The organism is Burkholderia contaminans (assembly GCF_029633825.1).
GTDB classification, from domain to species: domain Bacteria; phylum Pseudomonadota; class Gammaproteobacteria; order Burkholderiales; family Burkholderiaceae; genus Burkholderia; species Burkholderia contaminans.
Genome location: NZ_CP090641.1, coordinates 1,941,877 through 1,967,760 on the forward strand (window position 1 = coordinate 1,941,877; position 25,884 = coordinate 1,967,760).

The following is a 25,884-nucleotide window of genomic DNA, read 5'->3' on the forward strand; positions in this document are numbered from 1 at the left end:
ACGCGTTGCGCGGCGCCGGGAGGCGCGCGTTCGGCGTTGTTGAGCGGGTTGGAGCCGGCGCAGGGCGCCGTCGCGGGCGGCAAAAGAACTGGCCGGACGCGACGCCGTCGCGCCGACGGCCGGTGGCAACTCGCAGGAATCGCCACTGGCCGTCGGCCGAAAAGCGAGGGGATGGCTCCCCTCGCTTCGGGTCGATGCTCCGCTTGCGCGGAGCCGTCCGGTCAGAACTCGTAGCCGACTTGTGCACGGATGCCCACGTCGCCGACGGAGGTGACCGACGTCGCGCCGTTCACCAGCCAGTTGCCGTTGCGCGAACGGTATGTCGCACCGGCCGCGATCGCCGAGCCGCTCTTGAAGTTCGCGGTGCCCACTGCGACGACCGTCTTGCCCGGCTGCGACGGCGTCATGTTCGGCATCGCCATCGCGGCTGCGATACCGGCGTACGCGTTCTTCGCGACGTCGTTGATCGCGCGGTTCGTGTCGTTGAAGCGCTGGTCGACCGATTCCATCGCGCGGTCGAGCTGGCCTCTCGTCGCCGCGTCCGACGCGTTGATGCCGTCGGCGATGTTGACGAGGCGGCGGTTGCCTTCCGGGGTGCCGTCGCCAAACGAGACCGTGTTCGCTTCCGTTGCGACCGAGCCTTGGCCAATCGCGACGGAGTTGCTGCCGGTGGCCGATGCGCCCTGGCCGAGCGCGGTGCTGCCTTCGCCCGATGCGACCGAACCCTGGCCGACGGCCGTGCTGTCTTTGCCCGATGCAACCGAGCCCTGCCCGATGGCCGAGCTGTTTTCACCGGACGCGACTGCGCCGTTGCCGATGGCCGAGCTGTTCTTGCCCGATGCGTCTGCACCTTCGCCGACGACGGTCGAGCCTTCGCCCGTGCCGGGGCCACCGGCACCCGGACCACCGGTGCCGGGATCGCTCGGGCCGGGGTTGGTTTCAAGTTCGCCGACCCGGCTGGAAAGATCGTCGAAGCGGCCCGACAGATCGCCGTACTGCTTCGCGAACTCCTCTTGCAGCGCGTAGAGCTGGCCGCCGTTGACGGCTTCCATGCTGTCCCGACCGACGAAGCCCGCCGCGACCTGCTTCAGCACCGTGCCGTTCGTACCGGAGAACGTCACGGAATCGAACGAGAGGCCGCTGTCGTACGTGACTGCGCCGACTTCCTTGCCCGTGTAGTCGATCAGGCCGGTCGCACGGAGCTGCGAGACCGTCACGACATCGTCGTCGTGCACGCCGTTCGCGACGCCGGACAGCACGCGCGGGCCGCCGCTGCCGGCGAAGTTGACGACCGAGCCGGCGCCGCCCGCGCCGACCGTGATCATGCCGCTCGTCGCGTCCTGCCGAACGAGGCCTACGGTGCCGCTGCCGAGCTGGTCGGCGAGCTTCTTGATGCCGCCTTCGTTGTCGGTGACGCGACCGTCGAGGTTGGTGACGACGTCGCCCACCGAGTTGACGATCTTCGTGCCGCCGCTGCCGTCGCCGACGGTGAACGACGGTGCCGAGATCGATCCGTCCGCGTTCACCGTCGAGCCGCCGCCGATGGCCGATGCGACGCTGTCGGCGACACCATGCAGTTGCGAGCCGTTGACGGCGTCGCTGCTGGCCGCCGATACGTCGCCCGCGGCGACGCCCGTCAGCGTGCGGTTGCCTGCCGTGCCGGTGAAGTTCACCGCAGCGCCGTCGGTATTTGCGCCGACCGTCAGGTCGTCGCCTGCATTGGCCTGCTGGACGAGGCCGAGCGTGCCGCTGCCGATCTGGTCGGCCAGCTTCGTGATCGCGCCTTCGTTGGTCGTCACGCGGTTGTCGAGCTTCGTGACGGCGGTTTCGTTGGCCATCGTGCGGCCGTCGAGATCCGTGATCGCGCCTTCATTGGCGATCGTGCGCCCGTCGAGGTTCGACACGGCATCGGCGACGGTGCCGACCGGAGTCGTGCCGCCGTGGCCGTCGCCGACGGTGAACGTCGGTGCGGAAATCGAGCCGTCCGGGTTCACCGTCGAGCCGCCGCCGATCGCCGCCGCGACGCTGTCCGATGCGTGATGCAGCTGTGCGCCGTTGACCGCATCGGTGCTGGTCATCGACACGTCGCCCGCGGCGATGCCCGTCAGCTTGCGCGTGCCGGCCTTGCCGGCGAAATTCACCGCGGCGCCGTCGGTATTTGCGCCGACCGTCAGGTCGTCGCCTGCGTTGGCTTGCTGGACGAGGCCGAGCGTGCCGCTGCCGATCTGGTCGGCCAGCTTCGTGATCGCGCCTTCGTTGGTCGTCACGCGGCCATCGAGGTCCGCGACCGACCGTTCGTTGGCGATCGTGCGGCCGTCGAGATCCGTGATCGCGCCTTCATTGGCGATCGTGCGCCCGTCGAGGTTCGACACGGCATCGGCGACGGTGCCGACCGGAGTCGTGCCGCCGTGGCCGTCGCCGACGGTGAAGCTCGGTGCGGTAATCGAACCGTCCGGGTTCACGGTCGAGCCGCCGCCGATGGCCGATGCGACGCTGTCGGCGACGCCGTGCAATTGCGAACCGTTGACGGCGTCGGTGCTGGCTGCCGACACGTCACCGGCCGTGATGCCGGTGAGTTTGCGCGTACCGGCCGAGCCGGCGAAGTTCACGGCGGCGCCGTCGGTGTTGGCGCCGACGGTGAGGTCCGCGCCGGCAGCCGACTGCTGGACGAGGCCGATCGTACCGTCCGACAGTTCGCTCAACTGGTTGTTGATGGTGTCGATTTCCGTGGTGTGCGTCGCGATGGTGGTCTGCGCGGTCGACAGCTCCGTCTGCGTCGACGCGAGCGAGACATTGGTGGTCGACAGCTCGCTTTGCGTTGAGGCGAGCGATGCATTAGTCGTCGACAGACCAGCGTTGGTCGCATCGACAGCGGCATTCGTGGCGCTCAGTTGGCCGAAGTTCACGGCGTCGGAATCGCCAGTGCCGGCAGCGATGCCCGTGAGCTTACGGTCGCCTGCGGTGCCGGCGAAGTTCACGGCGGCGCCGTCGGTGTTGGCGCCGACGGTGAGGTCCGCACCGGCAGTCGATTGCTGAAGGAGGCCGATCGTGCCGTCTGAGAGCTCGTTCAGCTGGTTGTTGATGGTATCGATCTGCGTGGTGTGCGTTGCGATAGTGGTCTGCGCGGTCGACAGATCCGATCGCGTCGACGCGAGCGAGACGTTGGTGGTCGACAGCTCACTTTGTGTCGAGGCGAGCGAGACATTGGTGGTCGACAACTCACTTTGCGTCGACGCGAGCGATGCGTTGGTCGTCGACAGGCTAGCGTTGGTCGCATCGACAGCGGCATTTGTGGCGCTCAACTGGCCGAAATTCACGGCGTCGGAGTCGGTGGTGCCGGCCGCGATGCCCGTGAGCTTGCGATCACCGGCGGTACCGGCGAAGTTCACTGCGGCGCCATCGGTGTTGGCACCGACGGTGAGGTCCGCGCCGGCGGCCGATTGCTGGACGAGGCCAATCGTGCCGTCCGACAGCTCGTTCAGCTGGTTGTTGATGGTGTCGATCTGCGTGGTGTGCGTGGCGATGTTGGTCTGCGCGGTCGAGAGATCGCTTTGCGTAGATGCAAGCGACACATTGGTGGTCGACAGCTCGCTTTGCGTCGAGGCGAGCGATGCGTTGGTCGTCGACAGACCAGTTTTGGTTGCATCGACAGCGGCATTCGTGGCGCTCAGTTGGCCGAAGTTCACGGCGTCGGAATCGGCAGTGCCGGCCGCGATGCCCGTGAGCTTGCGATCACCGGCGGTACCGGCGAAGTTCACGGCGGCGCCGTCGGTGTTCGCGCCGACGGTGAGGTTCGCACCGGCAGTCGATTGCTGAACGAGGCCGATCGTGCCGTCTGAGAGCTCGTTCAGCTGGTTGTTGATGGTATCGATCTGCGTGGTGTGCGTGGCGATGGTGTTCTGAGCGGTCGAGAGATCCGATCGCGTCGACGCGAGCGAGACGTTGGTGGTCGACAGTCCCGTTTGCATCGACGCGAGGGATGCGTTGGTTGTCGACAGGCCAGCGTTGGTTGCATCGACAGCGGCGTTCGTGGCGCTCAGCTGGCCGAAGTTCACCGCATCGGTGCCCGCCGTACCGTTGGCTACGTTGGTAATGCGTCGCTGCAGGGTTGCGGATCCAACGGAGACAGTGTTGTCCGCAGTCGCGACGCTGCCGGTGCCCAGCGCAATCGACTGGCGGCCGCTGGCCGTCGTGCTCGCGCCCAACGCAACGCTACCATTGCCGGCAGCGGAGCTGCTGGTTCCGAGTGCCACGCCGGCGCCGCCACCCAATGCGTTGGCATTGGAGCCGATGACCGTTGCACCGGAGCCAGAATGCTGCGCGCTCGTACCGATCATGATCGAACCGGTGCCGCCTGCTGCTGCGCCGTTGCCGATGGCGATCGACGAGTTGGCCCCTGTCACCCCGCCGTTGGCGACGGATGCACCCTGGCCGATCGCGATTGAGTTTGCGGTGCCGGCCGCTGCGGCCGTGCCAGTGCTATTGACCTTGAAGTACGTGTCATCAAGCGCCGCCATCGTTCCGATGGTCCCCATCGTGCCGATTGCACCCGAACCGGTTGCCTTGCACGCACCCGATGCATCGACGGTGCCGCTCGACCCGTCAACTGTCGTACACATATCCGCCGCAGCCGCACTGCCGATGGCTGCGCCACCCAGCGCGATCGCGATCACGGCCTGTCGTGCCGCACGCGACGAGCCCTTCGAATGCGACTTCGCCGTCTCGGCCACGGCCGTCCACGTGCGAGTTGCTGCATTCCAGATGTTGCGATAAGTCTTGTTCATATCCCTACTCCTAAGGTTTGTCAGGCTATGAATCCATGGTAGGGATCTGCCTCGTCCGAATCAGTCGTCCACGGCTGATTCGAGATAGGGCTTTTGTAGGCCCAGTCCTACATGCGAGCGGCGGCACGCGTGAACGGGAAGGAGGGAGGGAAGAGGAGAAGAGAAGGCGCGGACGGCCGCTCGGCCATCCGCGTTCAGGCGGTCGACACAGTGCCTGCTGGACGAGGCGCTGCGTGCGTTCATTGAAGCTCGAATACTTTCAACAAAAGAAGCATTCCTGAGGGACATCGAGAGGCCCGCTTCCGGCGCGATAAAACGAAACCCCAAACAGCCGGAAAGCGGGCACGGCTAACGTGCCTTGAACGACCGACGGCTTACCAGTAGAAGCCGCCGCCGATCACACCGCCAACCTCGCCACGGCTGCTCGTGTTGACGGCAGCCTTCACCGTCCACTTGCCGTCGCGCGTCATGTACGACAAGCCCATGGCCGTACCGTACTCGCCGCCGTAGGTGCTGGCGCCCATCGCCATGAACGTGCGACCCGGCTGCGTCGACTGCGGCAGGCCGGCCACTGCCATCGCGGCCGCGACACCACCCATTGCATCCTGACGTGCGCTGCTGACCGCGTTGTTCATCTGCTGCAGGTTGACCGCGTCGGTCGGCGCCGTACCGGCCGCGACATTCGTGATCTGGCGTTCGTTGCCGGCCGAGCCGACCGACACCGCGTTGTCGCGATCCGCGACCGAGCCGGTGCCGAGGGCAACCGCGTTGTTGCCCGATGCGACCGAGCCTTGGCCGACGGCCGAGCTGTTGTTGCCCGACGCGACCGAACCTTGGCCGATCGCCGAGCTGTTGCTGCCCGATGCGACGGAGCCCTGGCCGATGGCCGAGCTGTTGTCACCCGAAGCGACCGAGCCCTGGCCGATGGCCGAGCTGTTGTCGCCCGATGCGACAGCGCCGTTGCCGATGGCCGAACCGTTCTTGCCCGATGCGTCCGCACCTTCGCCGACGATGGTCGATCCTTCGCCCGTGCCCGGGGCGCCGGTGCCGGGGCCGGTACCCGGGTCTGCCTCGACATCGCCGAGGCGGTCCGATAGATCGTCGACCCGGCCGCTCAGCTCACCGAATCGCTCCTGGAGCGCATACAGCTGGCTGCCGTTGACGGCATCCATGCTGGTCGCACTGATTTCACCCGCCCCGACCCGGTGCAACACCGTGCCGTTCGAGCCGGCGAACGTCACGGAGTCGAACGAGAGCCCACTGTCGTAGGTGACGGCTCCCACCTCTTTGCCCGTGTAGTCGATCAGGCCGGTCGCGCGAAGCTGCGAGACGGTCACGACATCATCGTCGCCCACGCCGTTCGCGACGCCGGAGAGCGTGCGCAGGCCGCCGGAGCCGGCGAAGTTCACCGTCGAGCCGCCGACACCCGCGCCGACCGTGATCGCGCCGCTCGTCGGTTCCTGCTGAACCAGGCCAATGGTGCCGCTGCCGAGCTGGTCGGCGAGCTTCGAGATGGCGCCTTCGTTGGTCGTCGTGCGGCCGTCGAGATTCGTGACGACATCGCCGATCGAGTGGACAGTCGTCGAGCCGCCGCTGCCGTCGCCGACCGTGAAGCTGGGTGCGGAGATCGAGCCATCCGGGTTCACCGTCGCGCCGCCGCCGATCGCCGATGCGACGCTTTCCGACACGCCATGCAACTGCGAACCGTTCACCGCGTCGGTGCTGGCCGTCGACACGTCGCCGGCAGCGATGCCCGTCAGCTTGCGGTCGCCTGCCGTGCCGCTGAAGTTCACGGCTGCGCCGTCGGTGTTCGCGCCGACGGTCAGGTCTGCGCCGGCTGCTGCTTGCTGGACGAGCCCGACGGTGCCGCTGCCGAGTTCGTCGGCAAGCTTCTTGATGTCACCTTCGTTGGTCGTCGTGCGGCCGTCGAGATTGGAGACGGCGTCGCCGATCGAGTGGACGATCGTCGTACCGCCGCTGCCGTCGCCGACCGTGAAGCTCGGTGCGGAGATCGAGCCGTCCGGGTTCACCATCGTGCCGCCGCCAATCGCCGATGCGACGCTGTCGGACACGCCATGCAACTGCGAGCCGTTCACCGCGTCGGTGCTGGCCGCCGACACGTCGCCGGCCGTGATGCCGGTGAGCTTGCGCGTGCCGGCCGTGCCGGCGAAGTTCACCGCTGCGCCGTCGGTGTTCGCACCGACCGTGAGATCTGCGCCGGCGCTCGTCTGCTGGACGAGACCGAGCGTGCCGCTGCTGAGTTCGTCGGCGAGCTTCGAGATCGCGCCTTCGTTGGTCGTCGTGCGGCCGTCGAGATTCGTGACGGCGTCACCGATCGAGTTGACGATCTTCGAGCCACCACTGCCGTCGCCGACCGTGAAGGACGGTGCGGAGATCGAGCCGTCCGCATTCACCGTCGAACCGCCGCCGATTGCCGATGCGACGCTATCTGCGACGCCGTGCAGTTGCGCGCCGTTCACGGCGTCGGTGCTCGTCGCCGAGACGTTACCGGCGGCCATGTTGACGATCTTGCGTTGCGTGGTGCTGTTGCCGACCGACACCGTGTTGGCCGCATCAGCGACGCTGCCGGTGCCGAGTGCAATCGACGAGCGACCGCTTGCGGTCGTGCTGGAACCCAAGGCTACGCTACCGTTGCCGGCAGCTGAGCTGCTGGTTCCCAACGCGGTGCCGGCACCGCCTCCCATGGCGCTGGCATTGGACCCCACGACCGTTGCGCTGGAGCCCGAATGCCGCGCGTTCGTCCCGATCATGATCGATCCGGATCCACCAGCTGTTGCGCCGCTGCCGATGGCGATCGATCCTGAAGGATTGGTCGTGCCACCGTTTATAACACTAGCGCCAGGGCCAATGGCGATCGCATCCGTGGTGCTGGCCACGGAGGCTGCTCCGGTGCTGTTGACCTTGAAGTACGTATCGTCGAGCGCTGCCATCGTGCCGACCGAACTCATCGTGCCGATCGTGCCCGAATGGGCTACTTTGCATGCGCCGGCCGCATCGACCATGCCGCTTACCCCCTCTTCCGTCGTGCACATGTCGGCCGCAGCCGCACTGCCAATCGCCGCGCTACCCAGTGCGATTGCGATCACGGCCTGCCGCGCCGCGCGCGACGACCCCTTCGAATGCGACTTCGCCGTCTCGGCTGCCGCCGTCCACGTGTGGGTCACTGCGTTCCAGATACTGCGGTACGTCTTGTTCATTGCCCTACTCCTTTCAATTTGTCAGGAAACAAATGAATGGTAGGGATCGGCTTCGTCTGAATCCGTCGTCCGAGGCTGATTCGAGATAGCGATTTCGTAGGCTCAGTCTTACATCCGCGCAGCCCTTTACGGGCTTGGTCCGAGCGTCTAAACGGGGGCAAGGGGAAAGAACCGGCCCGCCACGGCCAGTCCCCGGGGAATGGCTTAGGCCGATGGCGGCTGCGTCGCGCGCCGTTGCAGCGCGTTGCGCGCCAGGCGTTCCGCGTCGGCCAATTGCGCATCGAACGACGTCATGTCGCCGCCATGCACGATGGCCTGGAGTTCGCCGACCGCATCGGCCACCGCATGCTCGTGAATCGTCGCGAACGCGCCGCGCAGCGAATGCAGTTCGTGGCGCAGCGCGTTGGTGTCGTTGTTGGCAACCGCATCGCGCGCACCCGCCAGCGATTGCGTCAGACTCGTTTCGAGCAGCGCATGCACGTCCGGCGGCAGCGGCCCTTCGGCCAGGTCGACGAGCGCACGCGCGGCCGCCGCCCGTGCAGGTACCGCATGCGCATGCCGCCGCACGGTGCGATCGATCGTCTCCAGCAGCACCGGCTTCACCAGCACCGCGACGATCCCCGCTTCCGCACAGCGCGCATGCTCGGCTGCACTCGCATGCGCGGTGACGGCCACTACCGGCAACTCCGGATACTGCGCACGCAGCACGCGGGCGAGCGTATAGCCGTCCATCCCCGGCATGTTGAGATCGGTCATCACGAGGTCGTAGCGCGTATCCGTGCAGCGCCGCAACGCCGACGCCCCTTCCTCGGCCGCATCCGCCGCATAGCCGAGCGTGACGAGCTGCCCCTGCAGCAGCTTGCGGTTCACCGGATGATCGTCCACCACCAGCACACGCGCGGCGACCGCCGGCAGCGCCGCGGCATCGTCGGCATGCTGCGCGTCCTGCGCGGCGATCTGCTCGCCCGTCGCCGGCTTCAACGGCAACGTGACGACGAACGTGCTGCCGTGGCCGGCTTCGCTCTTCACGTCGATCGTGCCGTGCATCATCTGCGTGAGCTGCTTCGTCAGCGCGAGCCCGAGGCCCGTGCCGCCGTAGCGCCGCGTGATCGACGTGTCGGCCTGCGTGAACGGGCGGAACAGCGTCGCACGCTGTTCGTCGGTCATCCCGATGCCCGTGTCGCTCACACCGATCGCGATCGGCGAATCCGGATCGGTGTCGTCGCGCAGGTACACCTCGAGCGTGACCTCTCCGTGGTTCGTGAACTTGATCGCGTTGCCGAGCAGGTTGGCCGCGATCTGCCGGATCCGGGTCGGGTCGCCGAGGTAGCGCGCGGGCAGCGCATCGTCCACGAACACGTCGAACTGCAGCCCCTTCGCGGCGGCGAGCGGCTCGAACATTGCGCCGGTCTGCCGGATCGTGTCGGCGAGATCGAACGGGATCGCCTCGATCGTCATCTGGCCGGCCTCGATCTTCGACAGGTCGAGGATGTCGTTGATCAGGTCGAGCAACACGGATGAAGCGCCTTCGACCGTGTGCAACCGCTCACGCTGCGTATCGGCCAAAGGCTCGCGGCCGATCAGTTCGAGATTGCCGAGGATCGCGTTCAGCGGCGTGCGGATCTCGTGGCTCATCGTCGCGAGAAAGGCCGACTTCGCATTGTTCGCCGCGTCGGCCGCCTGCCGCGCGTTGTCGAGTTCGCGTTCGACGTTCTTCTGCGACGTGATGTCGGAGAAGTTGGCCAGCACGACGTCCGCGTCGCGGTAGCGCGTGCGCACCAGGCTGACGAGCAGGTCGATCGGGTCGCCGCCTGCGGTGGGCAGCGCGACGTGCAGGCCGGACTGCCACGTATCGGGATCGGCCGTGCGGTCAAAGCGCTCGAGCAGCCTCGCCGGCAGCGACGGTTCACCGGCGCGGCGCGCGTCGTAGTCACGCATGGTGTCGTTCTGCAGCAGCACCGTGCCGTCGGCGAGCGACAGCAGTGCAATGCCCGACGGCGCGGCTTCGACGATCGTGCGGTTCAGGTTCTCGCTTTCGATCGTGCGTCGGCGGCGCGCTTCGTCGGGCTTCAGCACGCGGCGGTCGAAGCGCACCAGCAGCCACCACACCAGTGCGATTACGGCCAGCATCAGCGCGGTGTACCCACCCGCGCGCACGCCGAGCGTCGCGAGCAGCGAGCGCAGCGTGAACGCCTGCACGAGCGTCCAGTCGGTGTCGGGGATCGGCTGGCTCAGCGCGAACAGTCCGTCGCCGTAAGCGGTGCGCGGGCCGTTGCCGGTCGTCGGGCGCGTGCGTGCGGCGAGACGCTGGAGCGCCGCGACCGTCGTGGCGTCGTGCACGGCGGCGCCGACGCGCAGCAGCGTATCGCCACGCGCATTCGCGATGATGGCCGCGTTGGTCGGATCGTCGGTTGTGAGCCGCGCGCGCAGCATGTCGACGGGCAGTGTCGAGACGAGCACTTCGAGCGGTACGTCGTTGTCGTATGCGGCGCCGACGATCCGGAACACGTCGCGGCGCTGTACGGGGTCGTAGGCAGGCGCATGCCACACGAACCGGCGTCGCGCGGGCGTGTCGAGATCAGGGGCGACCTGTGCGAGCAGCGCTGACGCGGGCGAGGGTGCGGATTCGGCCGGGGCCGTGCCGGGTTCGGGGCTTGGAATCACCATTGCGAAGCGGCGGTCGGGGCTGTACGCGTAGCCGGCCACGGGCCGGCCGGCGTCCTGCTTCGCGATGTATGCGCCGACCCGATAGCTCATGTCGCTCGCCATCGCCAGATAGCGCGCGTAGGACGCCGCCGGTCGTTCGGGCGACAAGTCGGCGAGCACGAGCATCGACGGGAATCGCGGGTTGTCGCGCAGCTCGAGCCGCCCGTTTCCGGCGGCCAGCGCGGCGACGGCGGCAGGATCGGTCGCACGCGCGTGCCACACGCTTTCGTCGTGGGCGGTGAGCATGTCCATGCCGGTCGTGCGCACCTTGAATTCGAACTGAACGAGGAAATGCCGCACGCCGAACCCCGTATAGCGTTCCTGGATCGCTTCCTTCGCCATCGTGTACAGCATCAGTCCGCTGGCGAGCAGGATCGCGACCGTGACGGCACCGCCGCCGGCATACAGCAGCGCACGCTGGCGGCGGCCGGCCGGCGTCGGATCGGCGGACGGGCCGGCGGCGGGGCGGGAACGATCGGGTGCGGCGCGGTGGTCCATCGGAGGCGGGGCGGTCGGCCAAGGTGCCCCCATGATAATGGAGTCCGATCAGCGCGCAATGGGGCCTGTCAGGCTTGCGAGGGCGTGCAACGCGCGCGGTGGCGCGACTATCGTTCCGCGGCGGGTGCGTCCGGGGAAGGTGTCACGGGCTCGCATGTCACGAGCCGGTACCCGAAGCCGTACATCGTCATCATCTTCACGCCGTGCCGGCCGTCGAGTTCGAGCCGGTCGCGCAGGTAGGCGACGTGCGTATCGAGCCGCCGGCTCTGCGATGCGACGAGCGAGCCCCACACGAGCTGGCTCACGTGCGCACGGTCGAGCGCGCGGCCCAGGTTCAGGAAGAATGCGGTGGCGATCTGGAAGTGCTTCTCGGTCAGCACGTGCTCGCGGCCGGCGACGCACACGTTGCGCGTGGCCGCGTCGAATTCGAAGCAGCCGACCCGCCAGTGGCGATGATGCGTCGCGCGGTGATGCGACCACCTGAGCCACGTCGCGATGCTCGCGATCAGCGTGTCGGCGGGCGACACGTAGGGCAGGTGCTCGTTCGAGCCGGCCATGAAACACGCGCTGCGCGACGCGTCGGCATCGCGCTGGCTGATCGACACGATCGCGACCGTGCCGGCAAAGCGCGCGCGCAGCGTGCGGATCGCATCGAGCGTGCGGCGGCAGGCGGTTTCGCACTGCACGATGAACAGGTCGAACGATTGCGTGTCGCAGGTCGCGAGCAGGTCGGACAGATACTCGAAGCGCGCCGGACGGTAGCCCGACTTGCGCAGGATGTCGTCGATGCGCAGCCGGTCGTAGCCGTAGCCCGCACGGCGCAGGCGATCGTCGAACGCGCTGCGGCTCGGGTGGTCGATCGTCAGGATCGCGATGGAAGTGGAGGGCGTGTCGATCACGATGCGGAAGGGCGAAGCCGGCGCGGTGCGGTCGCGGTGTGCGTTCGCGATCGGATGAAGGGAAGCGGGATCATGGCCGGACGGGTTCCGGGCGGTAGCGGCGCGATGTCGTTCAAAAAAAGTCCCGCCGGTGAGGGCGGGAAAATATCGACTATGGAGCCTGTACTCCCGGAGGCCACGGAGAACAGGCAAGCCGATTGTGGTCGGTTCGGAGTGTGAAGAGAATCAGACCGGTCTGAAATTGCAGGCGGCATTGCCGGTGAGCGCCATGTTTGGGACGGGGCTGACAGGAAACATAACGGAGTTCGGACCACAGGCTGTGCGGACTTGCCGACAATGGAGAGCGTCGCGCGTGGCGGCGGGAGGCCCGTGCCGAGCGCCGCGTCTGCGCGTGTTCGCCGCATCGCGTCGGCTGTTCACCGCACCGCAACGCACCGCTCGCGTTGCGTCATCCATTGCCGAACCGTTCCTGCTCATGAAACCTTCCGTCCGACTCGTCGCGCTGCTCGCCTGGCTCGCGCTCAGCCTCGCCGGCACGGCGTTCGTCATCTCGCGCGCCGTCGCCGACGCATACGGCCGCTTCTTCCAGGATTCCAGCATCACGATCCGCCTGCTCGCGCAGAAGGCCGCGCAACACGAGGCGATTCTCGCGACGCTCGGCGCCTCGTCGCTTGCGGCGCCGCCCGCGCACATGCTCGACAACCTGCGCGAACGCATGCCGCAGCTCGACGGGCTTGCGTACTGGCGGCGCGGTACCGGCTGGCAGGCCGACGGTGGGCCCGCGCCCGCCATGACGCCGCAGCCGAGGCCCGGCAAGCCGTTCGCGTTGATGTTCGACGGCCCCGCCGCCTACTGGCTGGTGGCCAATTCCGGCTGGGCCGTGCGGGTCGACCCACGCCAGATGATCCCGCCGGGTGACTGGTCGTCGGCGATCTCATCGGCGGTGCTGGAGTTGCGTGATCGTCGTATCGACTTGCTGTCGCATGCGGTCGATAACGCGCTGCCCGGCTGGACGATGCATCTGGAGAAGCACCTGCCCGCGCAGCCGCAGGCGTTCGTGCTGCGCACGACGCGCACGCTGACGGTCGCGGATCTGCCGTGGCTGCCGATCGCGTTGTGGAACGCGGTGGCCGCGCTGCTCGTCGCGGGGCGCTCGGTGCTCGGCGGCTGCGCGAGGCACGCCGTCGCGAGGACGCACGCGCGCGGCTCGACCGCTTCGGCCGGCTCGACACCTTCGGCGAGATGGCGGCCGGCCTCGCGCACGAGCTGAACCAGCCGCTCACGGCGATCGTCACGCACACGCGCGCGGCCGAGCGCCTGCTCGATCGGCCGGCCGAACACGACAGCGTGCGCCGCGCGCTGCAGACCAGCGTCGCGCAGGCGAAGCGCGCGGCTGCGATCCTGGAGCGGCTGCGCGCGGCGGTGACGTCCGCGTGCGCCGGCCAGCGCGATCCGATCGATCCGGATGCGGTGATGAACATGCTGCTGTTCCTGTACCGCGACGATTGCGCGCGTGAGCACGTTACGCTTGGCTGGCACAACGCGGCGCCGCGCGAGCGCCCGTTCGCCGAACAGGTCGCGGTCGAACAGATCCTGCACAACCTGATCCAGAACGCGCGCGATGCGCTCGCCGGCACACCGCGCGGCGAGATTCGCGTAAGCGGTGCGCGGGTCGGCCGGCATTACCGCTTCAGCGTCGTCGACAACGGCCCCGGCGTGCCGGACGATGCGCTGCCGCGCCTGTTCGAGCCGTTCTTCACGACGCGTACGCACGGGCTCGGCCTCGGGCTGCCGCTGTGCGACACGCTCGCGCAGCGGCAGGACGGCACGCTGACGGTGCGCAATTTACCGGCGGGCGGCGTCGAAGCCACGCTGCTGTTGCCGCTGACAGAAAAGGAGGTCGCGTGAGCGAACCGTTGAATGGGCTACCCGACGCGTCGGTCGTCGCGATCGTCGACGACGACGAAGCCGTGCGCGACGGCCTCGCGTTGCTGTTGCGCTCCGTCGGCCTGCCGACGCGTTGCTACGCGGATGCGCAGGCATTCCTCGTCGATGCCGACGATGCAGCGCTCGGCTGCGTGCTGCTCGATATCCGCATGCCGGGAATGAGCGGCCTCGACGCACTCGACGAGCTGCGCGCGCGCCGCGACCTGCCCGCGATCGTGATGACGGGCCACGGCAACATCGACGCATGCCGGCGCGCGTTCAAGCGCGGCGCGCTCGACTTCCTGCGCAAGCCGGCGGACGACGACGAACTGATCGACGCGGTCCAGCAGGCGATCCGCCGGCACGCGGCGGAGCGCGAACAAGTTGCGCACGCCGGCACGGACCCGGCGCGCGCGGCGCGCATCGCGACGCTGAGCGTGCGCGAACGGGAAGTGCTCGACGGCATCGTGCGCGGCTGGAGCAACAAGGAGATCGCGCGCGAGCTCGGGCTGTCGCCGCGCACCGTCGAGACCTATCGTGCGAATGTGTTCGACAAGCTGCAGGCCGCGACGCTCGTCGAGCTCGTGCGCAATTACGCGGCGTTCGCGGGCGCCTCGTCGCCCTAGCGCGTGCGTTGCGCCTCCGTAGCGCTACGGAGGCGCAACCCGTAGCCGAACGGGTTCAACGATCGCGGCGCGATTCCTACGATGACGGCTTCTCCGACAAGTCACTCATCGTCAAGGAATCCAACTCATCATGATCAAGCGCTTTGCCCTGCCGTCCACGCTCGCCCTGCTGTTCTCGGGTGCCGCTTTCGCCGACACCGTCGCCGCGCCGGAAACGAAGAAGGCCGCCGAACTCGGCGACGCCGGCTACTACGCGACGGGCCGCATCATCGGCGCGTTCGACAACGCGGTGAACATGGAGCTGACGAGCCCGCGCGTGGCAAGCCGCGTCGGCGGCCCGGACACGGGCTCGAACCTCACCGGCTCGCTCGGCCTCGGCTACCAGTTCGGCAACGGCTGGCGCGCGGAAGGCGAGTACGTGTTCAAGCGCACCAACAACTTCACGAGCTACTGGGCGCCGTTCGACGCGAACGCGAACGAATTCCACGTATCGGCGCAGCGCCTGATGCTGAACGGCTACAAGGATTTCGATCTCGGCCGCGGCTTCTCCGTGTACGGCACGCTCGGCATCGGTGTCGCGATCGTGTCGGCCGACGGCTGGCAGACCAACGATTCGCGCCGCTTCGCGTCGAAGACGCAGACGAACCTCGCGTACTCGGCCGGCGCCGGCGTCAGCTATGCGATCAACAAGCGTTTCTCGATCGATCTCGGCTACCGCTATGTCGACATGGGCAACGTCGAGACGGGTTTCAACACGTTCGCGAACCGCATCAACGCGCGTGACGAACAGCTGAAGTCGAAGCTGTCGTCGAACGAAGTGTTCATCGGGTTGCGCGGCCGGTTCTGAGCGCGCGTTGCCGACAGGATGGGGCCATCGCAACGAACCGGACGCTTCAGGACACCGTGCCGATGCGCTTGACGATGATTGACACGGCTGTAGGACTGGGCCGATCCCCATGCCGCATCCGATACGGCCTGGTCCGATTGTCCGGCGACGGCCCGACGGCGATACTCGAAGCCGACCATTCAACTACAGGAGCACGTACGGATTGCCGCGGCGGAAGCTGCGCGATACGTCGCCGACACCATGAGCATGCAGGACATCACCGGGCATTACGCGATTCCGCTGGCGCTTCCGTTCTCGGATGTGCCGCCGCCGTATGGCCGGCGACGTCGGCCGTTCGTGGCGAGCCGGCGCGCGCGACAGTACGTTTTCGATATCCATGGCCCACGACGCGTGCCGGCCGCCGCGCCGGCACGCGGCACGAAGGCGGCCAGGGCCGCCAGGCCGGTTCGAGCCCAGGATTTCGGTTCGGACAACCGCGCGTGGGTCCGGCCGCATCCGTTGCGCCGCCGTTGGAAGATGACGTTGCTGGCCACCGCGATGTTCGGCGTGGTGTGCGTGGTGGCGACACACGTGTTCGACGAGCACCAGCATGTGGTGACGCCCGGCAGCGTGTACGCGGCGGCAATTTCGGTCGCGCCGACGGCGGCCGTCGCGGCAGCCGAGGTGGCGCACGCGACCGGTCGGCCGGCGGAAGTGGCGATCGTGTCGGCGGATCATCCGGCACCGACGGATGCGCGGGTGACGACGGCGGCGCAAGCCGTCTCCGCGGAATCCCGAGCGTTGCAGGCCGGCGCGGATGCGTCGGCGAGCGCACCGGTGGCCGTTGCGATGGTCGTCGCGTCGGATGCCGTCGTGGCGGAAGTGGCGGCACCCGAGCCGGTACAGCTTGCGGGCCGTGCATCGTCGGGGCGCAAGCCGGTTGCCGTGAAGTCGCGCGCGGCGGCGCAGCCTGCGGTCGCATTGCGCGGCAAGACGACGAACGGCACGGCGCCGAATGCGCGTGCCGTGCCGAACGGAGCGGTGGCGGCTCACGGAGCGGTGGCGCACGCGCAGCATGCGGCAACGGCGGCCGATGGGCCATCGGCTGCACCGGCATCGAGCGCCGCACAGGCGGTCGGCATGACCGCAGCCGAATTCACGCACTGGCTCGCGGCGACGCGCGACACGGCGCGGCCGGTTGCATCGTCGACGAAGACGGACGCGGGCGGCACCGATCTCACGGTCGATCTGCCGAGCCACACGCGACTGGTCGGGTACTGAGCGGCCTGGACTGGACAGCAGCGTCGCCGTGCAAGGGTACGTCGGTGCAGCGACGTTGCGGCTGATACGCGGTGCATTCACATCACGCGCCGCGACGATTCGTGGAAGTTTCTCCCCTCTTGGGCGGCCGCTCGTAACGACTGGCCGCCATTTTTTGATTTGTATGCTTCAGCGTGCGCCCGACATGCAGCGCGACCCTTCGCGCCATTCATGTGACGGAATTGCGTCGAGCAACGTCCCGCAAAATCAGACTCGACTGATTTCCCGCGCGCCGCGCTTCATCGACAATCGGGGTTCTGCGGGTCGGCGCGCCCCCCGCGCGCGCCGGACTTTGAGGTGTGTCCTCCTGGCGGCCGGTCAACTCGACCGGTCGCCTTTTTTTTATTTCCTGTCCGTTACCGAGGAGCACGATCGCGATGCCGGTCGACCGCCTGATCTCTGAAATTCTGTTCGGCTTCACCGGCCTGATCGGCATCATCAATCCGTTCGGCATGGCGTTCGTGTTTCTCGAACGCACGCAATCGCTGACGGAGGCAGAGCGCGCGACGCTGTCGAAAAAGCTCGCGACGAACGTGTTCTTCACGCTGCTCGTGATCTTCTTCATCGGCGCGCCGGTACTGAATTTCTTCGGGATTTCGATGGAAGCGCTGCGGATCGGCGGCGGTTTCGCGGTGGCCGTGGCCGGCTGGTCGATGCTCAACGCGCCCGACGTGCCGGGCGGCGACAGCGGTGCGCCCGGCGACGATCTGCCGAAGCTGATGTCGCGCGCCATCTTCCCGCTCACGGTGCCGCTGACGATCGGCCCCGGCTCGATCGCGGCCGGCATCGCGCTGCATGCGAACCGCGCCCGGAAGGCCGCGGATTACCTGGTGTCGGGCGTGGTGTCGGTTGCGGTCGCGGCGCTGGTCGCGTTCGCGATCTGGCAGATCTACAGCCGCGCGACGACGCTCGCGCGCTATCTCGGCAGCGAAGGGACGAAAGTGGCGATGCGGGTGTCGGCGTTCCTGCTGTTGTGCGTGGGCGTGCAGATCATGTTGACGGGGCTGGCGGCGTTCGCGCAGACGCTGGGCGGGCAGGCGGGATGAGGCGGGATGAGGCGGGATGAGGGGCAGGCCATGCGGCTCACCGTGACGATCGACGGCGATCTCTTTGCGAAGGCCGTGCAAACGGCCGGACCAGGGGTGAACGAAGCGGAGTTGTTGCGGGAGGTCATCAACACGCTGGTGCGTGTCCAGGCCGCCAGACGTCTGGCCGCGCTGGGCGGGACACGGTCCGGCATGGCAGATATTCGACGGCGGCGCCCGGAATGGGAGTCGTAACGTTGCGTTGCCGGTTCGACTTGCCGGAATCCGGGCGTAGCCGTTACAGCAACTTCGCCTGAACGCGCGCGATCCCCTGCTGCGCACAGGCTTCATCGAGATGCCCGCCCGACGCACCGCCCACCCCGACCGCACCGATCACTTCGTCGCCGGCCTTGATCGGCACGCCGCCGCCCAGCACCAGGAACCCGTCGATGGCCGTCATCTGCGCGGCGGCCGGGTTCTTCTGCAGGTTCGTGGCGAGCGTGCCGGTCGGCGTCTTCGTCGACAGCGCCGTGTAGGCCTTGCGTTGCGACGCATCCACCGTATGCAGGCCGGCGTGGTCGGCACGCAGCATCGCGCGTGCGATGCCGCTGCGGTCGACGACGGTGACGGCCACGTTGTAGCCGCTGGCCGAGCAGGCCTGAATGGTCTGCTGCGCGATTTCGGTCGCGAGGGTCAGCGAAAGATTCTTTTCCTGAAGGACTTGCGCGGAAGCGGCGGTGGTCAGCGTGGCGGCGGCGAGCGTCACCAGGGTCGATCGAATGATCATGGGAACTCCTTATCGAAATAGCTGGAAGGCGAGCGGCGAATCCGCGGTGCGCATCGCGTGCCGTGATGGCCGGCGCTGCAGCGACCGAACCGCTCGATCAACCCAGTTTCGAACAAGGGGAGGTGAAGCTGAATAGGACGGGGCCTATTCTGAATGCGGCGTGTCGCTCGCACCGCGCTCCGGCAGCGCGACACCGCAATGCGGGCAGCACGGTTCATCGCCCGCGGCCGGCCGCGCGTTGCTGCGTGTGCGCTCCAGCGCCGACGCCACCAGCTCCGCACCCATGATCCCGGTGGGAAACGCGATGATCCCGTAGCCGAGCAGGATCGCGCACGACGTGATGAGCCGGCCGAGCGGCGTATGCGGCGTCAGGTCGCCGTAGCCGGTCGTGCTCATCGTCACGGCGGCCCAGTACACGCCCACCGGAATGCTCGTGATGCCGTTCTCCGGCCCTTCGACGAGAAAGATCACGGTGCCGAGAATCACCGTCAGCACGAACATCCCGCCGATGAACACGAAGATCTTGCGCCGCGCGCGGGCCAGTGCCCGCATCAGCATCTGCCCTTCCTCGAGATAGATCGACAGCCCGAGGATGCGGAACACGCGCAGCAGCCGGAGCAGCCGTACGTCGATCAGCGCATGCAGGCCGGGGAAGAAGAACGCGAGATAGGTCGGCAGGACCGACACGAGATCGACGATCCCGAAAAAGCTGCGCGCGTACTGAAGCGGCTTCGGTGCGGACAGCAGTCGCACCACGTATTCGACCGTGAAGAGCAGCGTGAACGCCCATTCGGCCGCATAGAGTGCGTGGCCGTATCGTTCGTGCAGGTCGTGCACGCTGTCGGCCATCACGACGAGCACGCTCGCGACGATCAGTGCAAGCACCACGACGTCGAGGTTGCGGAGGAACGCGGGGCGGTGGGTGTAGCGCGCGACGGTGCCGCGCAGCGCGTCGAAGGTGGACTGGATCGGGGTCATCATGCGCCCGAGTTTACGGACGACGTCCGGACCGGCCAATCGGACATGTCTGATTTCGGCGCCATGTTGGTCGCCGCGTCGATCCGGTCGTGCACGTGCAGCGTGCCCATACGCCGGCACGTCGCCAGACCGGGCCGGCCGCGATCGACGCGCGGAGAGGGCGACGCGGGGCCCGACGTTCCTCGACCGACGCGCGTTACTGGCCGAAACGATCCGCCACGGCATCCTTCAGCCGCGCGGCGGAGATCTCGCCCATGTGCGATTCGACGAGATTGCCCTTCGCGTCGAAGAAGAGCGTGGTCGGCAGCCCGCGCGAACCGTAGGTTTTCATCGCGCGCAGCGTGCGATCGAGCAGCACGTGGTCGAACCGCAGCCCTTTCTGCTCGAGGAATGCGCGCACCGCTTGCGCGTCTTCGCCCTGGTTGACCATCAGCACCGTCATCCCCGGATGATCCTGCTGCGCTTGCGCGAGGATCGGCATTTCGCGCTGGCACGGCGGGCACCATGTCGCCCAAAGATTCACGACGACGGGCTTGCCCGCGAAGCGCTGCACCGGCACCGGCGTGGCGTCGAGCGCTTCGAGCTGCAACGCGGCGAGCGGCGGCGCGCCGTGCTGCAACGTGGCGAGCGTGCCCTGCGCGATCCCCCATGCGGCCACACCGGCGAGCATGCCGGCCATCACCGGGCGACGCAGCGCGGGCAGGCGGCGCAGGCGCCAGCCCGCGAACACGATTCCCGCCGCGAGGCCGATGCGCCAGTCGAAACCGCCATCACCGAGCGCGATGATCGAGCGCGGCGCGGCGGCGTATTCGTGCCACCACTGCGCGACGTAGCCGATACGCGCGGCGAGCAGGCCGAACAGCAACGCATCGAGGATCAGGCTCGGTGCGGTCTTGTGATGTCCGTCCGGCGGGCGGCGCTGGATGAAGCGTGCGACGAGCCACGCCAGCAGCGCGGCGACGGCTACCGCGACGACGCGGATCGAGAAGGGACCAATGCTCAGCATGAAAGGGCGGGACGTGATCGAGCGGGGCTGGAGAGGGGATTGTCCGCCACGGCGATGAAGCCGTCGACGGTCGTGCGGCGATTCGACAGGTTGCCGCGTATGGGGGTTCCCGTCGAGAACGTAACGGCACGTTGCGGATTCGATCGAGGCGGCAGGCTCAGGACGCCGTGATTTTCAGGCAAGCGGGCTGCAAATCAGACCGGTCTGATGGTCAGCGGAATGGCGTTCGTCAACAATATCCAGGCCGGTCCGGAGTGGTGTCCGCCGGCATCCCGAACAGGGATCTCTCCTTGCGGCCGCTCCCCCCGGGCGGCCGATTTTTTGTCGTCGAGCGTGCGGGCGTGAATGCCCGGTGGCGGCCGGTGGGCGCGGCCGCGAACCGACCCATGTCGGCTGATCAAACGGAATAGGACCGCTGCCAGATGCGAGCACCGGGCATTCACTCGCGCACTGCACGACACTGGCCGACAGCCGGCGAGAACCATACGATGGAGGAGACACATGACGAACCATGACGCGGCACTTCGCGCCGCGCAACCCGGCGACACCGCCGCGACGGCATCCGCGGGCCGCCATGTGCAGCTTGCGCTGCTCGTTTGCGCGGCCGGCGCGATCTATCCGATGCTGTACCTGCGCCAGTTCTACCAGGACACGATGCTGGACCTGTTCCAGATCACGCGCACGCAGCTCGGCTATCTCTATTCCGCACTCGGCACCACCTTCCTCGTCTGCTACCTGCCGAGCGGCTGGCTCGCCGATCGCCTGCCGCCACGCTGGCTGATCAGCTTCTCGCTCGCCGGCACCGGCGCGCTCGGCTTCTGGTATGCGAGCGTGCCGTCGTATGCGACGTTGATGGTGATCTTCTGCGGCTGGGGCGTGACGACGGGCCTGACGTTCTGGGCGTCCGTGATCAAGCGCGTGAAGACGATCGCGCGGCCGAGCGAGCAGGGCCGGTTCTTCGGGTTTCTCGACGGCGGCCGCGGGTTGATCGAGGCGCTGCTGGCGACCGCGTCACTCGCGCTGTTCGCGTGGCTCGTCGACACGCGCGGCGTGTCGCACGGCGGTGCGTTCCGGCAGGTGGTCGTCGGTTATTCGTTGGCATGCATCGCGCTCGGCGTGCTGCTGCTGTTCGTCAAGGAGGCGGCCGGGGCGGCGGCGCACGACGGGGTGAAAGCCGAGAAAGGCGACCTCGGCCGCGACCTGCTGACACTCGCGCGCAACCGCCGGCTGTGGGTGTTCGCATTGATCGTGTTCTGCGGCTATCACCTGTCGTGGGCGACCTACAGTATTTCACCGTATCTGCAGCAGAAGGGCGTCGGCATGTCGATCGTCGCGGCCGGCTTCATCGCGTCGCTGAAGCTGTGGATGCGGCCGATCGGCGGCATCGGCGGCGGTTTCGTCGGCGATCGCATCGGCACGCTGAACGTGCTCGGCGGCGCGCTGTTCTGCGCGGCGCTCGCATTCGTCGGGCTGATCGTGTTTCCGTCGCTCGACCAGATCGCGCTGCTCGTGGGTGTCGTGATCGTGATCGGCCTGCTGACGTATGCGGTGCGCGGCCTGTACTGGAGCGTGCTCGAACGCTGCGACGTGCCGGCGCGCATCACGGGGCTCGCGATCGGCGTCATCTCGCTGCTCGGCTATTCGCCGGACGTGTTCCTGCCGCTGCTGAACGGCTGGCTGACCACCGCATATCCGGGGATGCACGGTTATCAGCTGTACTTCGGCTATGTCGCGTGCGTGAGCGCGGTGGGGGGCGGGGCGTGCCTGCTGCTGAAGGGCATGCTGAAGGACGCACACGCCGGCTGAGCGCGGCCTCGCGCGATACCCGCTTCGTCGTCGCGGGGCGGGTGCGGCGGCTGACGCCCGACGCGCCGCCCATGCGGGGCCCGTCGGGCGTCGGCGATTACAGCTTCTTCGCCTGCGAAGCGTCAGCCTGTTGCGGCGCGTCGGCCGCCGGTTCGAGCGTCGTCAGCGTTTTCTCGGTGAACGTCTCGTACAGCCAGTTCATGCGCGTATCGTCCATGCCGCCGGCGATGCCGCCGAGCGCGTACGACGCCGACACCTTGAAGTGGTCGATTTGACGATTGTCGGCGTCGGCGAGCGTCACGGTGCCGTTGACGTGATCGTTGCCCGCCATGAAACCGAACATCACCGCCGTGAAGCTCGAGCGCACGCGAATGTCGTTGACTTCGACGTTCAGGTGCATCGCATCGGTCGATCCGGCCGTTGCCAGCAGCTTGCGTGCCGCCAGTGCGCTTTCGATTTTCCCTTTCAGGTTCTCCGGGCTGAATTTCAGATTGTCTTTCAGCGCTTCCTGGGCGGCATGGTCGAGCGTGACTTGCACGATCACGGGTTTCGAGCCGAATTTGGGCATCGATGCCGTCGCGATGGCCCCTGCCTGATCGCTCGCGTCGCGTGTCACGCTGCTGGCGCAGCCCGACAGGAAGCCGATCGTCACCAATGCCAGAGCGGCATGACGGAATACAGATTTCATGATTTGGTCTTTTTTAGTTCGGGTTATGTGAGATGGCTCTGTGGCCGGGCGGAAATCTAGCACGGGACGATTCGATTCAAAAGGTCGAATAGATCGGAAATTGAATCGGCGTGGCTTCATCGCCGCGTTTGGCACGCATGAAAAAGCCGCGGACTGCGTGGCGAGAGATTTCTCACACCCGTGATCGGGTCTTGCCGTCGCGGCGCGGGCCGCCGCGGGCACTCATTGCCCGGTGCCGGACACTGCGCCGCCCAGCCGATACGCAGTGAAGAACTCGTACCACGGCGAGCCTTCCCCGACCGGCACGCCGAGCGCCGCCGTTCTTCGCTTCAACGCACCGAATACATCGTTGATCGGCGCCGTCTGCCCCGCATCGTTGAACGGATAAGGCCGCGCCCGGCCGGCTGCGAATGCGCCATACGCGATCGCGAGCAGGCGCGCGCTGTCGTCGGTCGACGCGATCGACTCGTTGATCATTTCCGCAAAGCGCGGCCGGTCTTCGGAGCGTGATCCGGTGAGGCACAGGAACACGATCGCCGACAGCTCGTGCGGATCTTTCACCCGCAGCAGCTCCGGCAGCCTCGCGACGATTCGCTCCACCGGTTCATCGCGTAGTGCATCGCTGAAGTCGAGCACGGCGGTCATCGGATTCGCGTCCGCTTTCAGTCGATCGAGCGCCGACGATACGGCCGACGCACTCGCCCCGCCCGGCGACGCTGCCGGAGCCGCCCGCAACGCATCGGCCACCTGCTGCGTCCATTCCGGAAAGATCATCCGCACGTTGCCGAACTGCTCGCCGCCTTCCGCGGCCGGATTCCATCGATACACGATCGTGCCGCCGCGAATGAACGGCGAATACAGGTGCTCGGGCGTTTGCGGCAGCGGCCGCCGGTTGATCGGCAGCCACGCGAGCGTCAGCCAGTCGTAGCGGCCGGTGGCGGGTACGGAAGGGCTCGAACTCGCGACGACCTGCCACGTGCCGCGATTCACATAGCGGCGTCGAGCGTCGGGTACCGGGACAGTCTGGCCTTTCGCGGTGTCGAAGTAGGTCGTGCCGGTCACGTTCGTGCCGCTGTCGGCGGCCGGCGTGACGGTGGAGATGACCCACGATGCGCCGTCCGCCGCACGGTAGTCGGACGGCTTCAGCGTGGCGACGTCATGCACCATGCGCGTTTCGGCCGCGACGGGGCTCGGGGGGAGATTGGCGGGCGCGGCCAGGATGCTCGGCATGGGATGTCCTCGGAATCGGGTGCGCATCGTCGAGCGGCAGCGACGCGCGGCGGCGCGGATTGTTTTATGTCACTGTAGAACGTCGCAGCCGGAAACGGAAACCGGCTGCGCGGCGCACCCCGCTCACGCGTTTGGCCGCTTCGGCTTACCATGCGCATCCTGAGCCAACGACGCACACGGGGCGGGACCGCACATGACCGACACGAAAGCCATCACCGAGCACTGGACACAGGTCGCCGACCAATGGATCGGCTGGGCCGGCAAGCCGGGGCACGACGCGTTCTGGAAATACCGCGCGGGGCTCGCGGCGTATATCGGCCGCGACACCGGCCGTGCGCTGGAAATCGGCTGCGGTGAAGGCCGCGTGAGCCGCGAGCTGAAGGCGCTCGGCTACGACGTGACCGCGACCGACGTGGTGCCCGCGATGCTCGACGCCGCGCGTCACGCGGATTCCGCGCATCGCTACGAGCTGGCCGATGCGGCGTCGCTGCCGTTCGACGCGGCCAGCTTCGATCTCGTGATGGCGTACAACGTGCTGATGGATCTCGACGACATGCAGCGTGCGTTGAATGAAGCGCGCCGCGTGCTGAAGCCGGGCGGGACGCTGTTCATCTCGCTCGTGCATCCGTTCCGCGATCGCGGCGGCTTCGCGGGGCCGCAACCCGATGCGCCGTTCGTGCTGAAGGGCAGCTATTTCGGGCGTGAGCACTTCGACGGCGTGGAAACGCGCGACGGGCTGTCGATGCACTTCGCGGGCTGGTCGCTGCCGCTGCAGGCGTACATGGAGGCGCTGGAAGCGGCCGGGTTCGCGATCGTGTCGCTGCGCGAGCCGCCGCCCGACCAGGCCGATACGGACCAGTTGAAGCAGTGGGCGCGCGTGCCGTTGTTTCTGTGGATGAAGGCGCGGCCGGTAGGGTGAATTGGTCGCCCCGAGGACACACAAATCGACCGAAAGGATGAACTTGTATCCCCGGGGCTACCGGATTTGCCGAAACGGCTGTTCCCGAACGGGATCACGGCCTTCAATCGGGTAGCGCAATCCACGAGAGGGCACATGCCCGCCTCTCGCCGTTCCGCTCAGCGCGACAACTCCTTCCGATAGAGCACCGCCCCTGGCTTTTCCGCGACGGTGTCGTAGAGCCGCATCGCCGTGTGGTTCGTCTCGTGTGTCTGCCAGTACACGCGTTCGGCGCGATGCGCACGCGCGGCGTCGTACACGGCTTCGATCAGCGCGCGGCCGACGCCCTTGCCGCGCTCGCTGTCGAGCGTGAACAGGTCCTGCAGGTAGCAGGTCGGCCCGATATGCGTCGTGCTGCGGTGATAGAGGAAATGCACGAGTCCGACGAGCCGGCCGGCGCGCTCCGCGACGAGCGCGTGCACGGGTTCGTAACCGTCGAAGAAGCGCGACCACGTGAGTTGCGTGACCCGCAGCGGCAGGGCCGTGTCGTCGAAGCGGCCGTAGAAGCGGTTGTAGCCGTCCCACAGCGGCAGCCACTGGTCGTAGTCGTTTTCCGTGACCGCGCGTACGGTCAGTCCGGTGTCGTTGGCGTTCATGTTGGCG

At 67.4% G+C, this 25,884-nt stretch carries 19 protein-coding genes; 9 read left to right on the forward strand and 10 right to left on the reverse strand.

Annotated elements, in window-relative coordinates:
- Positions 1–221: 221 nt before the first annotated feature.
- The 4 genes from LXE91_RS26370 to LXE91_RS26390 all read right to left on the reverse strand — a co-directional run bounded on the left by LXE91_RS26370 (position 222) and on the right by LXE91_RS26390 (position 12,105).
- Complete coding sequence (locus LXE91_RS26370; protein ID WP_039369660.1) at positions 222–4,784, reverse strand: ESPR-type extended signal peptide-containing protein; 4,563 nt, start codon at positions 4,782–4,784, stop codon at positions 222–224.
- Positions 4,785–5,158: 374 nt separating this feature from the next.
- Positions 5,159–8,002 carry an ESPR-type extended signal peptide-containing protein gene (locus tag LXE91_RS26375; RefSeq protein WP_039369662.1) on the reverse strand — a complete coding sequence of 948 codons (2,844 nt, stop codon included), beginning with the start codon at positions 8,000–8,002 and terminating at the stop codon, positions 5,159–5,161.
- A 204-nt stretch (positions 8,003–8,206) separates the two neighbouring features.
- The gene (locus tag LXE91_RS26385; RefSeq protein WP_039369665.1) at positions 8,207–11,206 is read right to left on the reverse strand and encodes a sensor histidine kinase; all 3,000 of its coding nucleotides are present in this window, start codon (positions 11,204–11,206) and stop codon (positions 8,207–8,209) included.
- A 107-nt stretch (positions 11,207–11,313) separates the two neighbouring features.
- On the reverse strand, positions 11,314–12,105 hold the full coding sequence (locus LXE91_RS26390; protein WP_046197022.1) for a response regulator transcription factor: 792 nt from the start codon (positions 12,103–12,105) through the stop codon (positions 11,314–11,316).
- Between the two features lie 475 nt (positions 12,106–12,580).
- On the opposite strand from LXE91_RS26390, the gene LXE91_RS26395 reads away from it, so the two are divergent.
- The 7 genes from LXE91_RS26395 to LXE91_RS26425 all read left to right on the forward strand — a co-directional run bounded on the left by LXE91_RS26395 (position 12,581) and on the right by LXE91_RS26425 (position 18,083).
- On the forward strand, positions 12,581–13,375 hold the full coding sequence (locus LXE91_RS26395) for a hypothetical protein (protein ID WP_278068135.1): 795 nt from the start codon (positions 12,581–12,583) through the stop codon (positions 13,373–13,375).
- A complete protein-coding gene (locus LXE91_RS26400) occupies positions 13,348–14,013 on the forward strand; it encodes a sensor histidine kinase (RefSeq protein ID WP_278068173.1) in 666 nt (221 codons plus the stop codon). Before LXE91_RS26395 ends, LXE91_RS26400 begins: the two co-directional genes overlap by 28 nt.
- Positions 14,010–14,657 carry a response regulator transcription factor gene (locus LXE91_RS26405; protein WP_082139545.1) on the forward strand — a complete coding sequence of 216 codons (648 nt, stop codon included), beginning with the start codon at positions 14,010–14,012 and terminating at the stop codon, positions 14,655–14,657. Before LXE91_RS26400 ends, LXE91_RS26405 begins: the two co-directional genes overlap by 4 nt.
- A 130-nt stretch (positions 14,658–14,787) precedes the next feature.
- Positions 14,788–15,504, forward strand: coding sequence for an outer membrane protein (locus LXE91_RS26410; RefSeq protein WP_039369668.1), 717 nt, complete (start codon positions 14,788–14,790; stop codon positions 15,502–15,504).
- Positions 15,505–15,750: 246 nt separating this feature from the next.
- On the forward strand, positions 15,751–16,764 hold the full coding sequence (locus tag LXE91_RS26415) for a serine protease (protein ID WP_223274337.1): 1,014 nt from the start codon (positions 15,751–15,753) through the stop codon (positions 16,762–16,764).
- 416 nt (positions 16,765–17,180) lie between these two features.
- A complete protein-coding gene (locus LXE91_RS26420; RefSeq protein ID WP_039369672.1) occupies positions 17,181–17,849 on the forward strand; it encodes a MarC family protein in 669 nt (222 codons plus the stop codon).
- A gap of 30 nt (positions 17,850–17,879) precedes the next feature.
- Positions 17,880–18,083, forward strand: coding sequence for a DUF2191 domain-containing protein (locus tag LXE91_RS26425; protein ID WP_039369796.1), 204 nt, complete (start codon positions 17,880–17,882; stop codon positions 18,081–18,083).
- A 43-nt stretch (positions 18,084–18,126) separates the two neighbouring features.
- Here the strand turns inward: LXE91_RS26425 and LXE91_RS26430 are convergent, their stop codons facing one another.
- The 3 genes from LXE91_RS26430 to LXE91_RS26440 form a co-directional block, all read right to left on the reverse strand.
- Entirely contained in the window at positions 18,127–18,615 is a 489-nt protein-coding gene (locus LXE91_RS26430) for a GlcG/HbpS family heme-binding protein (protein ID WP_039369675.1), read from the reverse strand.
- 144 nt (positions 18,616–18,759) lie between these two features.
- Positions 18,760–19,596: an ion transporter gene (locus tag LXE91_RS26435; RefSeq protein WP_039369677.1), complete on the reverse strand. Its 837-nt coding sequence runs from the start codon at positions 19,594–19,596 to the stop codon at positions 18,760–18,762.
- 193 nt (positions 19,597–19,789) lie between these two features.
- On the reverse strand, positions 19,790–20,599 hold the full coding sequence (locus tag LXE91_RS26440) for a TlpA disulfide reductase family protein (protein WP_039369680.1): 810 nt from the start codon (positions 20,597–20,599) through the stop codon (positions 19,790–19,792).
- A 501-nt stretch (positions 20,600–21,100) separates the two neighbouring features.
- Between LXE91_RS26440 and LXE91_RS26445 the strand changes: the two genes are divergently transcribed.
- Positions 21,101–22,405, forward strand: a complete 1,305-nt coding sequence (locus LXE91_RS26445) for an MFS transporter (RefSeq protein WP_039369683.1) — start codon at positions 21,101–21,103, stop codon at positions 22,403–22,405.
- Between the two features lie 97 nt (positions 22,406–22,502).
- Here the strand turns inward: LXE91_RS26445 and LXE91_RS26450 are convergent, their stop codons facing one another.
- Complete coding sequence (locus LXE91_RS26450; protein WP_039369686.1) at positions 22,503–23,093, reverse strand: DUF4410 domain-containing protein; 591 nt, start codon at positions 23,091–23,093, stop codon at positions 22,503–22,505.
- Positions 23,094–23,315: 222 nt separating this feature from the next.
- Complete coding sequence (locus tag LXE91_RS26455; protein ID WP_039369689.1) at positions 23,316–24,323, reverse strand: hypothetical protein; 1,008 nt, start codon at positions 24,321–24,323, stop codon at positions 23,316–23,318.
- Between the two features lie 193 nt (positions 24,324–24,516).
- On the opposite strand from LXE91_RS26455, the gene LXE91_RS26460 reads away from it, so the two are divergent.
- Positions 24,517–25,242: a class I SAM-dependent methyltransferase gene (locus tag LXE91_RS26460; protein ID WP_039369692.1), complete on the forward strand. Its 726-nt coding sequence runs from the start codon at positions 24,517–24,519 to the stop codon at positions 25,240–25,242.
- Positions 25,243–25,400: 158 nt separating this feature from the next.
- On the opposite strand, the gene LXE91_RS26465 is transcribed toward LXE91_RS26460, so the two are convergent.
- The gene (locus tag LXE91_RS26465; protein WP_039369695.1) at positions 25,401–25,877 is read right to left on the reverse strand and encodes a GNAT family N-acetyltransferase; all 477 of its coding nucleotides are present in this window, start codon (positions 25,875–25,877) and stop codon (positions 25,401–25,403) included.
- Positions 25,878–25,884 lie beyond the last annotated feature (7 nt).

Coding starts and splice junctions, on each gene's coding strand:
- LXE91_RS26435 (WP_039369677.1), bottom strand. CDS start 19,596: ATGATGACCCCGATCCAGTCCACCTTCGACGCGCTGCGCGGCACCGTC.
- LXE91_RS26395 (WP_278068135.1), top strand. CDS start 12,581: ATGAAACCTTCCGTCCGACTCGTCGCGCTGCTCGCCTGGCTCGCGCTC.
- LXE91_RS26370 (WP_039369660.1), bottom strand. CDS start 4,784: ATGAACAAGACTTATCGCAACATCTGGAATGCAGCAACTCGCACGTGG.
- LXE91_RS26455 (WP_039369689.1), bottom strand. CDS start 24,323: ATGCCGAGCATCCTGGCCGCGCCCGCCAATCTCCCCCCGAGCCCCGTC.
- LXE91_RS26375 (WP_039369662.1), bottom strand. CDS start 8,002: ATGAACAAGACGTACCGCAGTATCTGGAACGCAGTGACCCACACGTGG.
- LXE91_RS26430 (WP_039369675.1), bottom strand. CDS start 18,615: ATGATCATTCGATCGACCCTGGTGACGCTCGCCGCCGCCACGCTGACC.
- LXE91_RS26440 (WP_039369680.1), bottom strand. CDS start 20,599: ATGCTGAGCATTGGTCCCTTCTCGATCCGCGTCGTCGCGGTAGCCGTC.
- LXE91_RS26445 (WP_039369683.1), top strand. CDS start 21,101: ATGACGAACCATGACGCGGCACTTCGCGCCGCGCAACCCGGCGACACC.
- LXE91_RS26400 (WP_278068173.1), top strand. CDS start 13,348: ATGGCGGCCGGCCTCGCGCACGAGCTGAACCAGCCGCTCACGGCGATC.
- LXE91_RS26425 (WP_039369796.1), top strand. CDS start 17,880: ATGCGGCTCACCGTGACGATCGACGGCGATCTCTTTGCGAAGGCCGTG.
- LXE91_RS26420 (WP_039369672.1), top strand. CDS start 17,181: ATGCCGGTCGACCGCCTGATCTCTGAAATTCTGTTCGGCTTCACCGGC.
- LXE91_RS26415 (WP_223274337.1), top strand. CDS start 15,751: ATGCAGGACATCACCGGGCATTACGCGATTCCGCTGGCGCTTCCGTTC.
- LXE91_RS26410 (WP_039369668.1), top strand. CDS start 14,788: ATGATCAAGCGCTTTGCCCTGCCGTCCACGCTCGCCCTGCTGTTCTCG.
- LXE91_RS26450 (WP_039369686.1), bottom strand. CDS start 23,093: ATGAAATCTGTATTCCGTCATGCCGCTCTGGCATTGGTGACGATCGGC.
- LXE91_RS26465 (WP_039369695.1), bottom strand. CDS start 25,877: ATGAACGCCAACGACACCGGACTGACCGTACGCGCGGTCACGGAAAAC.
- LXE91_RS26460 (WP_039369692.1), top strand. CDS start 24,517: ATGACCGACACGAAAGCCATCACCGAGCACTGGACACAGGTCGCCGAC.
- LXE91_RS26385 (WP_039369665.1), bottom strand. CDS start 11,206: ATGGACCACCGCGCCGCACCCGATCGTTCCCGCCCCGCCGCCGGCCCG.